10 protein-coding genes are annotated in these 12610 nt (G+C 43.5%); all 10 read left to right on the top strand.

Annotated elements, in window-relative coordinates:
* Positions 1-398 precede the first annotated feature (398 nt).
* Positions 399-656 (top strand): DUF2061 domain-containing protein, encoded by a 258-nt coding sequence (locus tag ACE1EF_RS15560; protein WP_375721605.1) that lies wholly within the window; start codon positions 399-401, stop codon positions 654-656.
* Positions 657-667: 11 nt separating this feature from the next.
* Positions 668-1114, top strand: coding sequence for a precorrin-2 dehydrogenase/sirohydrochlorin ferrochelatase family protein (locus ACE1EF_RS15565; RefSeq protein ID WP_375721606.1), 447 nt, complete (start codon positions 668-670; stop codon positions 1112-1114).
* 8 nt (positions 1115-1122) lie between these two features.
* Entirely contained in the window at positions 1123-2901 is a 1779-nt protein-coding gene (locus ACE1EF_RS15570) for an assimilatory sulfite reductase (NADPH) flavoprotein subunit (protein WP_375721607.1), read from the top strand.
* Positions 2902-2919: 18 nt separating this feature from the next.
* Positions 2920-4620, top strand: a complete 1701-nt coding sequence (locus ACE1EF_RS15575; protein ID WP_375721608.1) for an assimilatory sulfite reductase (NADPH) hemoprotein subunit — start codon at positions 2920-2922, stop codon at positions 4618-4620.
* A gap of 40 nt (positions 4621-4660) precedes the next feature.
* Positions 4661-5485, top strand: coding sequence for an SDR family oxidoreductase (locus tag ACE1EF_RS15580; protein ID WP_375721609.1), 825 nt, complete (start codon positions 4661-4663; stop codon positions 5483-5485).
* Positions 5482-6219 (top strand): uroporphyrinogen-III C-methyltransferase, encoded by a 738-nt coding sequence (gene cobA / locus ACE1EF_RS15585; protein WP_375721610.1) that lies wholly within the window; start codon positions 5482-5484, stop codon positions 6217-6219. The genes ACE1EF_RS15580 and cobA overlap by 4 nt, the downstream gene beginning before the upstream one ends.
* Positions 6220-6534: 315 nt before the next feature.
* Positions 6535-8733 carry a hypothetical protein gene (locus tag ACE1EF_RS15590; protein ID WP_375721611.1) on the top strand — a complete coding sequence of 733 codons (2199 nt, stop codon included), beginning with the start codon at positions 6535-6537 and terminating at the stop codon, positions 8731-8733.
* A gap of 91 nt (positions 8734-8824) precedes the next feature.
* Positions 8825-10132, top strand: a complete 1308-nt coding sequence (locus ACE1EF_RS15595) for a DUF4861 domain-containing protein (RefSeq protein WP_375721612.1) — start codon at positions 8825-8827, stop codon at positions 10130-10132.
* A 30-nt stretch (positions 10133-10162) separates the two neighbouring features.
* A complete protein-coding gene (locus ACE1EF_RS15600; protein WP_375721613.1) occupies positions 10163-10858 on the top strand; it encodes a DUF6250 domain-containing protein in 696 nt (231 codons plus the stop codon).
* 159 nt (positions 10859-11017) lie between these two features.
* Entirely contained in the window at positions 11018-12601 is a 1584-nt protein-coding gene (locus tag ACE1EF_RS15605; RefSeq protein ID WP_375721614.1) for a T9SS type A sorting domain-containing protein, read from the top strand.
* Positions 12602-12610: the final 9 nt, after the last annotated feature.

Below are 12610 nucleotides of genomic sequence, written 5' to 3' on the forward strand. Positions count from 1 at the left end.
ATGAGCAACTTATTGTGCTGACTTATAATTCTAAAACGAATTGTTTGTAAGTATTTATCCGGAGTTTTGAAATGTGTTCTAATTTAGATTGAATAAAAAAAGGCTTGTTTTGAAAAATTATTACTCTATATTTGCCTCCGAAAAGTGACAAAAATCATATTTTAACTCTGTGATGATTAAAAATTCTTCTGACATAAAAGTAAACATGATGGCATGTATGATGTGTATGTGTTGTAACGGTTATATTATGCGGAAGGATAAAAATATATAGTAAGCGAATAATTTTTTTAAAGGCCCTTCTGCTACCGCGGGAGGGCCTTTTTTATTGTTTTCAGATTTTCAGGTAACCGCAGGGTTACTTTGTAAAGAACAAAAGAAAAATTTTAAACAAAACGTTTATGCCAAAAAAACTTGAGAGTGCCAGGATCGTGGAGAAGAGAAGCAGAAGTATTGTGAAAACAATATCGTGGCGTACGCTTGGAACAATTGATACCATAATCATTTCGTATTTTATTATAGGCGATGTGCATTTTGCCATGGCCATTGGGGGCGTGGAGGTTTTTACCAAAATGGCCTTGTACTTTTTCCATGAGCGAGCCTGGAGCAGGATCAATTTTGGAAGAGCAAAGGAAACACCCATTGATTATGAAATTTAAAAACTATGAACATGGAGCATAATTTCTTACCCATAGCTATAGATATTGCAAACCAAAGAATACTTATCATAGGCGGAGATCAGAGTGCATATAAAAAGCTTAAGATACTTCATCGTTATGGTGCCGAAGTCGAAGTTCTGGCCAGATTTATCTGCGATGAGATTAAACAGTCGGGAGTGAAGTATTTTGAAACAGATTATGACAAATCGTATTTAAAGGGTTATCTGATGCTGTATTCCTGTACCAATAATGATGCACTGGATCAACAGATTGTAATAGATGGTAACGAGGCAGGTGTTTTAGTCAACATTCATGATAAACCTGACCTATGCCAGTTTATTTCACCGGCCATCCACAGAACAGGAAATATCTCAGTCGCAGTAAGTTCAAACGGCAAAGATGTATATGAATCCATCCGGATACGAAACAAGATCCGGGACGAACTAACTATTGAATAAAAATAATCATGAGCATAAAATCAAATCCATTAAATGAAAACCAGCTAAAAGCCTTTAATCAGCTGGTGGAGGAGCTGAGCCCGAACCAGTTGTTCTGGATCAGCGGATATCTGGAAGGCCGGCTGGCAGCAGCAGGTTTTAAAACTGATAACGCCGTTGATGCGGCGACCGTAGTAACACATCAAAAAACAAGGCTTACGGTTTTATATGGCACAGAAACGGGAAAATCTCAAAAAGTAGCTGAAGAGCTGGCAAAGAAAGCCGGAGAAAACGGAGCAGAGGTGAACCTTGTCAGTTTGTATGACTATAAGCCAAAATCGCTGAAGGACGAGGAGAATGTGGCTGTAATTGTGAGTACACACGGCGAAGGCGAACCACCCGATATGGCTGAAGATTTTTATTCGTTTATAACCGGTAAACGGGCTCCGGAACTGAAGCATGTAAAATTCGGGGTGCTGGCGCTTGGCGATAAGTCTTACCGATTTTTCTGTAAAACAGGAGAGGACATATACAATGCCTTCGAAAAGTTGGGTGCTCAAAACCTGACACCACTCGTAAAATGCGATGTGGATTATGAAGACGATGCAACAACATGGGTTGATACACTGGTTCAGAAACTGAAACCATATGCTCCGGCCGTAGTTGAAACTAATCAAGAAAGGACACAGGCAACATCTGAATATTCCAAAAAACACCCCTTCCTGGCTCCGGTGCTTGAAAAAGTGAAGATCACAGGTCGGGATTCGGATAAGGAAGTATATCATTTCGAATTGTCTCTGGAAGGTTCCGGGTTATCCTATGAACCGGGTGATTCGGTGGGAATCTTTACCAGGAATCCAAATCTTCTTGTGGAGAGGATCCTGAATCATTCCAGCCTTGATCCCGGACAAAAGGTGAACCTTAAGATAGGGGAGGTTACTCTGAAAGATGCCCTGACCTATCACCTTGAGATCACGGTCCTTTCGGTGGATATTCTTCAGAAGTACTACAATAAAACGCAAAATGAAGCACTGAAGGAGGTGTTGGATAACAGTAAAATTCTGGAAGAGTTTTTATACGGAACAGACTTTCTTGATCTGCTGGAAGACTTTCCATACGCCTGGGAAGCACAGGATTTAGTGGATCTGTTGCGTCCCCTGCCGCCAAGGTTATATTCTATTTCTTCCAGTCAGGAAAGTGTTGGCGATGAAGTGCATGCCACCATTGCCATCGTGCGCTATACACGCAAAGAGAGGGACCGGCTAGGTGCCTGTTCCACACATCTGGCTGATCGTGTGGTGCAGGATGAGAAAATTCCGTTGTACATCGAAAAGAACCCGGCCTTCAAGTTACCGGCAAATGGTGCTAAAATTATAATGGTAGGCGCCGGAACTGGCGTTGCCCCTTACAGGGCTTTCCTGCAGCATCGTGAAAGCCAGGGTAAAAAAGGAAATACGTGGCTCTTCTTTGGCGAACGCAGATTTCAATCCGATTTTCTTTACCAGGTTGAGTGGCAGAAACTACTGAAATCAAATCATCTTGAACGTATGGATGTGGCTTTTTCAAGGGATCAGAAGGAGAAGCATTATGTACAACACCGGCTGAAGGAGCAACAGAAGGAAGTTTATGAATGGCTGGAAAACGGAGCCCATCTTTACCTCTGTGGCGACATGAAACATATGGCAAAGGATGTCAACAGAACACTGCTGGATATTATTCAGGATCAGGGAGGTAAAAACATAGAAGAGGCACAGGCCTATGTGAAGCAGCTGAAAAAAGAAAAACGGTTCCAAACCGATGTGTATTAATTGAAAAAACCTTTAATAATGAGCGATAACATAAAATGGGAAGAACTTTCCGAAGTTGAAAAAATAAAATATGACAGTAATTACCTGAGGGGAACACTGAAAGAGAGTCTGGCTGATCCGATAACGGGAGCCATTGCAGCTGATGATACCCAGGTGTCAAAGTTTCACGGCATTTATCAGCAGGCGGACCGGGATATTGAAAAGGAACGCAAACAGCAGAAGCTGGAACCGGCTTATTCATTTTTAATCCGTCTTCGACTGCCAGGTGGAAAGGTTACACCGGAGCAGTGGCTGAAGATGGATGCAATTTCGGATCAGTATGCCAATGGAACACTAAAGTTAACCACCCGTCAGACATTTCAGTTACATGGCGTTTTAAAACGTAACCTGAAACCGACCATTCAGAAGATGAATGAGAGCCTGATGGATACCATCGCAGCATGTGGCGATGTGAACCGTAACGTGATGAGCCATGCCAATCCTGCGGAATCAATTCTGCATCCCGAGGTGATCGATTTGGCCAAACGGTTAAGCCTGCATCTCATGCCTAAAACGGGCGCTTACCACGAAATCTGGCTCGATAAAAAACTGGTGGCTGACAGCAAGGATGAAGTGGAACCATTATATGGCAAGCGATATCTGCCCCGTAAATTCAAAATTGGCGTTGTTATTCCGCCCCAGAACGATTGTGATGTTTTCTCACAGGATTTAGGGTTGATTGCCATTGCTGATACAGATAAGATTGCCGGATATAACGTAGTAGTTGGCGGTGGTCTGGGATCAACATTTGGCATGGAAGGCACCTATCCGCGAACCGGAGATGTCATCGGGTTTGTTAAACCGGATCAGGTACTGGATGTGGCTGAGAAAATTTTAACCGTTCAAAGGGATTACGGAGATCGCAAAAACCGCAAACAGGCCCGACTGAAATATACGATTGACCGCCTTGGTCTGGATTGGTTTGTTTCGGAAGTGGAAAACCGGTTGGGATATAAACTGGAAGAGGCCAGGCCATATAAACTAACACGTAACGGAGATAATTTCGGATGGAGAAAAGGAACAGATGGCAGGTGGCATCTGACCTATTTTGTGGAAGGAGGACGCGTGAAAAACACCGGCGATAAACGTCTTAAGGATGCCTTGCGCGAAGTTGCAGAAACCATTGATGGTGAGTTTATTCTGACCGGTAATCAGAACCTCATTATAACGGGCGTTTCGGATAAGTCAAAGGAAACCGTGAATGCGATTCTGAAAAAGTACAAGGTGTCACCGGAAAATATATCGGGTCTGCGCAAGAATTCCATTGCCTGCGTGGCATTGCCAACCTGTCCGCTTGCTTTTGCGGAAGCGGAGCGTTATCTGCCTGACCTTGTCACAAAAATTGAGCTTATTCTGGAGAAATACGGACTTTTTAAAAAGGAGATCGTAATTCGCATGACCGGCTGTCCCAATGGATGCGGCAGACCATATCTTGCGGAGATTGGCCTCATCGGTAAATCTCCGGGCTATTATAATCTTTACCTGGGAGGTAATTTTGTGGGATCCCGGCTTAACAGTCTTTACCGTGAAACCATACCCGAGGAAACCATTTTGTCGGAGTTGGATCTTATCATTAAGGATTTCTCTGAGGCACGGCGCACAGGAGAACAGTTTGGTGATTTTGTGATCCGTAAAAATTATGTTAAAGAGATTAAGGAAGGAAAAGAATTTAAGCATTAATGCCCTGATCTTTGTTTAATATGAAAGGCAGGAAAAGAATATGAAAGAAAAAGTTTCCATATTGGGTTGTGGCTGGCTGGGAACAGCAGTTGCTAAAAGACTTATCGTTGCCGGTTACACCGTCAGGGTTTCAGCAGCTACGCCTTCACATGTAGAAGAACTTGAGGATGCCGGCTTTGATGCGTACCGCGCACTGGTTCATCCGGAATATCTTGAAGCGGATGATCCGGCATTTTTCGATTGCGATGTGCTGATGATCTCCATTCCGCCAAAACGTATCGATACTATTGAAACCGTTTTTCCATCTCAGGTTTCTCAAATAATTGACAAAGTGAAAGAACACGCCATACAAAAAGTGGTGTTCATTTCCTCTACATCCGTATATGAATCCAAAGGGACCATTGTTAAGGAAGGAGAGGAAGGAGAACCTGAGAAAGCAAGTGGAAGAGCATTGCTGAAATCCGAACTGATGTTGCTGGCTCAAACGGAATTTCAATCAACTATACTTCGCTTTGGCGGCTTAATCGGCGGAACCAGAAATCCTGCCCGTTTCCTTTCGCGGAGATCGGAAGTTCCGGCTTATACACCGGTCAACCTGATTCACCAGGACGACTGTGTGAATATAATTCAGCAAATCATCGAAAAGAATGTTTGGAATGAAATCTTCAATGCAAGCAGTCCGGTTCATCCAACACGAAAGGAGTTTTATACCCGTGCTGCTGAGGTAAGTGGTTTACCTGCACCTGGTTTTACAGATAAAGAAGAGCCTTATAAAATTGTGAGTAGCGATAAGCTGATCAAAAGGCTGGGCTACCGGTTTGTTTACGAAAGTCCGGTGGATTACCTTAACGATATTGAACCATGACCGACGGACATCTGATATCCATTGTTGGCGCTGGTCCGGGTGATCCGGAATTGCTGACTGTAAAAGCGCATAAGAGACTGAAAGAAGCGGATGTGATATTGTACGACGCCTCTATGGGAAGTGAAATGTTGCAGCTGGCAAAGCCTGACGCCATTAAAAAATTCGTAGGAAAGTCGCATGCTGACGGCCAGGACCAGACCGTGAGACAGGATGCCATCCATCGGGAATTTCTGATATGGGCTGCACAGGATAAACGTATTATTCGGTTAAAAGCAGGTGATCCGATGGTTTATGGCCGTGGTGCCGAGGAGATCAGGTTTTGTAAGGAATGCGGACTGAATTATGAGGTCATTCCGGGATTAACGGCAGGAGTGGCTGCTTCGTCCCTTTTTTCGCTCCCTTTAACAGAACGTGGGAAAAATAATCTGATCCTGTTTTATACCGGACAGGATAAAGGGGAAGGATTTCCTGATATAGATACCTCAACAAATGTTCTGAAGAACGGATCGCCGGTAATTGTGTATATGGGATTGAAAACGCTTCCGTTGCTGTCTCAGCAGCTGGTCGAAAAAGGCGTGGATCCATCCCTGCCGGTTCAGATCCTGAGCCGGATTTCCCAGAAAGATCAGTCTCATCTGTCAACGACACTTGCAGATGTCAGTACGCTGTTAAGCCAGGAAGATCCGCCTACACCTACCCTGGTCATTATCGGAAGAAATACAGGGATGATTTGATTCTTTTCTAATGCCCCTTCAGGGCGTTGGATTTTCAGCTTCGGGAAACACAGGGCTTTGCCCTGCGTTTATGCTTCAGCACCTTTGGTGCAGTCTTAACTCCATTTTTGCGAATCGCTAAAAAGTCCGAAGGACTTATAGCAATAACACCGGGCATCACCCGGTATTGGGTATCATCAAAGTTCCATTGTCCTGAAAGGGCACAAGAATCACAAGTTTATTTCCATCAGAATGGGATGACAAGGACCTGCGTTTGCGTTTCATTGCCGGAAGCCGTTTTCAAAACCTAAATATTTAGTACCTTTATTCGGATTTTTGAAAACCTCAGTTTTAAGTATTATGGTTCAGTTCCGCTCTATCTTTCGAAAACCGAATTTTTGTCTGGTTTTAATCCTTTCATTTATTAGTGTGATGGCCTGTAAGTCAGGTGAAAAGGATGTTGTCAACTCAAAACCGATTGATCGTTACGATCTGGTGACACGCCATAATGTGGTGATCCATGAAACTGATCCGATGGCAGTCATATCGGTAGGTAACGGAGATTTTGCGTTTAACGCTGATGTAACAGGTTTTCAGACGTTTGAAGATTATTATTATACTAATGGCATACCGCTGGAAACACGCACTACATGGGCCTGGCATTCCTTCCCTAATACGCAGCATCTAAAACTGGAAGATGCCATGACGCCAATAGATTTTCATGGCAGGGAAATTGAATATGCCAGTCTTCAGAATTCACCTGCCGGTGATTATTTTCGTAAAAATCCTCATCCGGTTGCTATGGGGCAGATAAGCCTGGTGGATCAGGATAATAAAGCATTAGGACCTGACGCTATAGATAAGATTAATCAGAAGCTCGATCTCTGGACCGGTTTGGTGACCAGTCAGTATACCGTTAATGGAGAACCGGTTCAGGTTGAAACCGTCAGTGATCCTGAAAGGAGCCTTGTCGCTTTTAAACTTGCATCAAAGCTTCTGAACTCCGGTAAACTGAAACCTGCTTTCCGTTTTCCGTATGCCTACGACCTGAGTAAAAAGAACAAACCTGCCCTGGACTGGAGTAAGCCGGATCAGCATGAAACAACCGTTATTTCTGAAACACCGGATGAGGTTATTCTGCAGCGGACCATTGATACAAGCCGGTATATCGTAAAGATTCACTGGAAAGGGAAGGCAAAATGGGTAAGAGATGCTGCTCACCGGTTTCATCTGAACTGTACCGGAAGTGACAGTATTGAGCTGGTATGTGAATTTTTACCTGTGAATACAGCCGATGAAATTCCATCATTTGATGAGACTAAAACTGCATCGGCCTCTTCCTGGAATGATTACTGGATGAATGGTGGAGCCGTTGATTTCTCAGGCAGTACAGATCCAAGGGCAAAAGAGCTGGAGCGGCGCATTATTTTGTCGTTATACCTGATGAAGGTGAATTATGCCGGATCATTTCCACCGCAGGAAACCGGTCTGGCCAACATCAGCTGGTACGGGAAGCATAATTCAGAGGTCTACTGGATTCATGCGGCGCAGTTTTACCAGTGGAATCATACTGATCTTTTAGAAAAAGGACTACAGTGGTACAGGAAGATACTTCCTGTGGCGATGGCTGATGCCAAAAGCAAAGGCTTTGAAGGAGCACGCTGGCCGAAGATGTCCGGCATAAACGGAAGAGTAAGTCCCGGAGGCATAAATCCGTTTATCATCTGGAATTTTCCAAATCCGATATATTTATCGGAGCTCGTTTATCGTGCGCATCCTGATTCCACAACATTGAATACATACAGTGATATTGTTTTTGAATCCGCAAAATTCCTGGCATCATATGCCTGGTACGATGAGGCTACGGATCGTTACATTTTGGGTCCGCCCATAAAAAGTGTAAATGAAAGCACCTTAGAAAATACAACGATGAACCCGACATTTGAGCTGGCTGAGTTTTATTACGGACTGAAAGTTGCGCTGGACTGGAGGGAACGGCTTCATTTGAAACGTGTACCGCAGTGGGATGATATTCTGAACAAGCTTGCACGGCCTACTGTTCAGGACGGGAAATATGTGGAACTGGAATCCGATCCTAATATGTATAACAGTCAAAGGCATTATTCGTCTGCCATGCTGATGGCTTTGGGTTATTTACCAAAAACACCGATGATAGAAGAAGACATAATGCGCAACACCTTTGAAACCATTTATGAACGAAATGGCCTGAATAGCTTTGTAAGCTGGAGTATGGGAAAAGGTGCGCTCAGTGCTGCCCGTCTGGGGGATGCTGAGAAAGCCGTTAATATTGTGTGTAATGATGCTCCTCAGGCCAGGTTTTATAAAACCGGGTATGTGCCGCGTCCCAAAGAAGGCAGGAAAAACCCGGCTTATCTTCCGGTTAATGCATCATTTCTGGAGGCTGTTGGGCTTATGGCAGCCGGATGGGGTGAAGATGATCAGGACATAGCACCCGGATTTCCGAAAGATGGATCGTGGACTGTACGTGTGGAAAACCTCAATAAGTTACCTTAGTGCTGAATAGAAGGTTTTTCCGCATAAAACTGGTTCACCAGCCATACTTTTTTTAATTTGGCGGAATAAAATGAAAATCCAAAATTAGTATATGATGAAAAAACATTTTATCACAACAGCTTCAGTATTTTTAATGGTTTTGCTGTTCACCCATTGTGGAACGAAACAGCCGGAAAAGGAGATTAGTTTAACCAATACATCGGATGTTAATCTGATTGATAAGGCTATCTCTGTTAAGCGGTCTGATATTCCGGGCTATTCCAAAGAAAGTGCTTATCCGCTTATTTTATCTGAAAAAGGAGATACGATACCGTCGCAGTTAAATGACCTGGATGGTGATAAAAACTGGGATGAGTTATTTTTTGTGGCTGATCTTCCTGCAAAAGGTTCCGGAACATTCACGTTTAAGTGGGTTCAGTCACAACCGCAGTATGTCATCAGAACCAGTGCACGGTTTGGAAAACGGACCTCTGCAACGACTCCGGTTCAAGCGGAAACCAGTGATACCCTGTATGCGAAAGATTTACCCAAAAGTCTGGGATATCAGCCTTATCAGACGGACGGGCCATCATGGGAAAATGATAAAGTCGGTTTCCGCCACTATTTTGACGGAAGAAATGCCAACGACCTGTTTGGAAAGAAAGCTCCGTTTATGTCACCCGAAGATGTCGGGATTAATGCCAATGGTGAGGTGGAAGACAATTATCATGTCATGGCAGACTGGGGCAGAGATATTCTCTCTGTCGGGAATTCTGTTGGCCTGGGAGGTTTTGCCCTTATGACCGGTGATCAGTTGTTGCGTTTGGGTGTAACTGTAAATGATTCAGTGAATAATGTGGCTATGACCTCATTTGAAATTACGGCTGAAGGTCCGGTAAAATCTGTGATGAATTACCATTACATGAACTGGAACCCTGAAGGTGAAGACAGGAATTACGATGTTAAAGAGACCACCAGCATCTGGCCGGGCATGTATGCCTATCAGAATAAAGTGGAGTTTGATGGTCTTAAGGGTGATGAAACCCTGGTGGTTGGTCTGGTAAATATCAACAATCAGAATCCGTTGGAGGAGATTCCGGTGAATGATCAGTGGATGGTACTGTTGACGCACGATATGCAGACTTACGACCGTCAGTGGTGGCTTGGACTGGCGCTCATTGTACCGCGTGATATTTACGAAGGCTACACCGAAGCTCCTAAATCTGGTCAGCTGTCCAACACCTTCCTGGCAAAACTTAAAGTATCAAACCATGAGCCTGTAACATATTATGCGGCAGCCGGATGGGAGATTGCTGATGAACGGTTTAAAGATCATGACTTCTGGGTAAATTATGTGGTAGATCTTACTAAACAGTTGTCAGCAAAGGTGGACGTAAGCGTAAAACCTAAAGCAGAATAGCAGATGCTGAACTTAAAAACACGACAAATATTGCCAGTTATATTACTAGCCGTAACCGTTTTTGTAAGCTGTGGTTCAAAAAAGGATAACGGCAAGGGGCCGGATCAGTATAAAAAAGGTAAGTTACTGTATGCTGATGAATTCTCGGATGGTTTGAAACAGTGGGTTCCCGAAGTTGAAGATAAACCGGGTTCTTATGTAAAAGTGGAAGATGGGAAAATGATTGCTGATGTTCAGGGTGGAGCTACCATCTGGTTCAGGCATGAGTTGCAGGGAAATATTCTGATTGAATTTACCAGGACAGTCATTATGAATGGCGGCCCTAACGATCGCATATCGGATATGAACATGTTCTGGATGGCTACTGATCCAAATAATGATACCCTGTTTACACGAAACGGAGTTTTTGCAAAGTACCATCCGTTATTGTTGTATTATGCCGGTATCGGAGGGAACACAAATTCGACCACACGGTTCAGAAAGTATGATGGTACAGGCAACCGGATTCTTTATACAGATTATTCGGATGAGGCTCATTTGCTGAAACCCAACAAAACATATAAGATTCAGATTGTGGTGTATAACGGAACCACCAAACTGTTTCAGGATGGGGAGATGTATTTTTCATTTACAGATGACGATCCCCTGACCAAAGGATATTTTGGTTTCAGGCTGGTAAAGTCGCATCAGACAATGGATGATTTTAAGGTGTACAGGCTTAAATGATTTTGTCTGAAAATCAGTTTTGCCCCTCACCCTAAAGGGTGCCTGATTTTCATTTCCCTTCAGGGAATTAAAGGGTAAAAATGAAAATGTAGGAGCTTTTCTGTCAAAATGATATAATTAAACATTATGGCTTGATTGTCACCCGTAATTTTAAAAAGGATGAAGAAACAAATTTATATAGTACTGGGTATGCTGATTGGTATATCTGCAGTTGTGAGTGCCACATCGTATTATGTGGCTACAGATGGGAGTGATACAAATCCGGGAACGATAGATCAGCCTCTGGCTTCCTTACAGAAGGGACAGGAAAAAGCATCGCCGGGCGATACGGTATTTGTAAGAGGCGGAACATACCAGGTTTCTGCCAATGCGGTGTCCAATGTGGTATCCGGGTTGTTTGCCTGTGTAACGTATCTGGACAAGAGTGGCCAATCGGGAAAGCGGATGCATTACTTTAATTATCCGGGAGAACGGCCTGTTTTCGACTTTACGCTGGTCAAACCATCAGATCGGAGGGTGGTCGGTATTTACGTCAATGGAGATTATATCCATATAAAGGGTTTGGAAATGACCGGCATACAGGTCACCATTACAACGCACACCGAGTCTTATTGTGTCTATAGCAGAGGAAACTATAACATTTACGAAAATCTGATTTTGCATGATAACAAGGGAACCGGAATACGGCATTATGGAGGTGGTCATAATCTGTTTCTAAACTGCGATGCCTACCGGAATCATGATGATGTCTCAGAAGATGGCAGGGGTGGTAATACCGATGGTTTTGGTTGTCATCCCGGTGATGGTGGTACCGGAAATGTATTCCGTGGCTGTCGTGCATGGTTCAACAGCGATGATGGTTTTGACTGTATTCGAGCACGAGAAGCCATAACATATGAAAACTGTCAGGCCTTTTATAACGGCTATTCACCCGTTTTTAAAAGCCTTGGTGACGGGAATGGTTTTAAAACAGGGGGTTTTGCACATGATGTCGCAGCTGATATCCCTGATCATATCCCTTCGCATACCGTGCGGTTTTGTCTTGCTGTCAATAATAAAGCTAATGGTTTCTACTCCAATCACCATTTGAACGGTAATACGTGGTATAACAATACAGCCTATCGCAATGGCGTAAATTATAATATGGTGAACCGGGAAAGTCCGGAATCCGACAACATCAATGTGAACGGGTATGATCACACTCTGGTCAACAATTTGGGATATAAAGCCAGGAGCAGTGAAACTGCATATATCGATCTGAGCCGGAATACACTGGTAACGAATTCGTTTAATAATAGCTCAGTCACCGTTTCGGATGCTGATTTTCTGGAACTGAACGAATATTATATTACCCTTCCCAGAAATTTAGACGGGACTATACCGGATAACGACTTTATGCATCTGGCCCCCGGAAGCGATCTGATCGATGCTGGAACTGTAACCGGGAAACCGTATTATGGAAAAGCACCTGATATCGGTGCCTTTGAATATGAACCGGGTGAAGCATATCAGCCTTCTGCAGCTGTAGGGTTTGCAATCTCTCCGAATCCCGTAAAATCGTATATAAATTTAGATACTGATCAATATAAGGATATTAAAATAATAGATGCCACAGGTAAGGTATCAAATTCCGGAAGTAACCTTAATAAGCTGGATGTTTCGGATTTGAATACAGGCATCTATATCTTAAAACTGATCACAAATAATGGCAATATTTTGACAACAAAGTTTGTAAAGCTGTAATCTCATTTT

It is taken from the genome of Quyinboa sediminis, from assembly GCF_042219855.1.
Lineage (GTDB): Bacteria > Bacteroidota > Bacteroidia > Bacteroidales > UBA5342 > JBHJHP01.

Bases quoted from the DNA above. Each gene is read 5' to 3' on its own strand.
- ACE1EF_RS15595 (WP_375721612.1), top strand. From the start codon at position 8,825: ATGATGAAAAAACATTTTATCACAACAGCTTCAGTATTTTTAATGGTT.
- ACE1EF_RS15605 (WP_375721614.1), top strand. From the start codon at position 11,018: ATGAAGAAACAAATTTATATAGTACTGGGTATGCTGATTGGTATATCT.
- ACE1EF_RS15580 (WP_375721609.1), top strand. From the start codon at position 4,661: ATGAAAGAAAAAGTTTCCATATTGGGTTGTGGCTGGCTGGGAACAGCA.
- ACE1EF_RS15570 (WP_375721607.1), top strand. From the start codon at position 1,123: ATGAGCATAAAATCAAATCCATTAAATGAAAACCAGCTAAAAGCCTTT.
- ACE1EF_RS15575 (WP_375721608.1), top strand. From the start codon at position 2,920: ATGAGCGATAACATAAAATGGGAAGAACTTTCCGAAGTTGAAAAAATA.
- ACE1EF_RS15560 (WP_375721605.1), top strand. From the start codon at position 399: ATGCCAAAAAAACTTGAGAGTGCCAGGATCGTGGAGAAGAGAAGCAGA.
- ACE1EF_RS15565 (WP_375721606.1), top strand. From the start codon at position 668: ATGGAGCATAATTTCTTACCCATAGCTATAGATATTGCAAACCAAAGA.
- cobA (WP_375721610.1), top strand. From the start codon at position 5,482: ATGACCGACGGACATCTGATATCCATTGTTGGCGCTGGTCCGGGTGAT.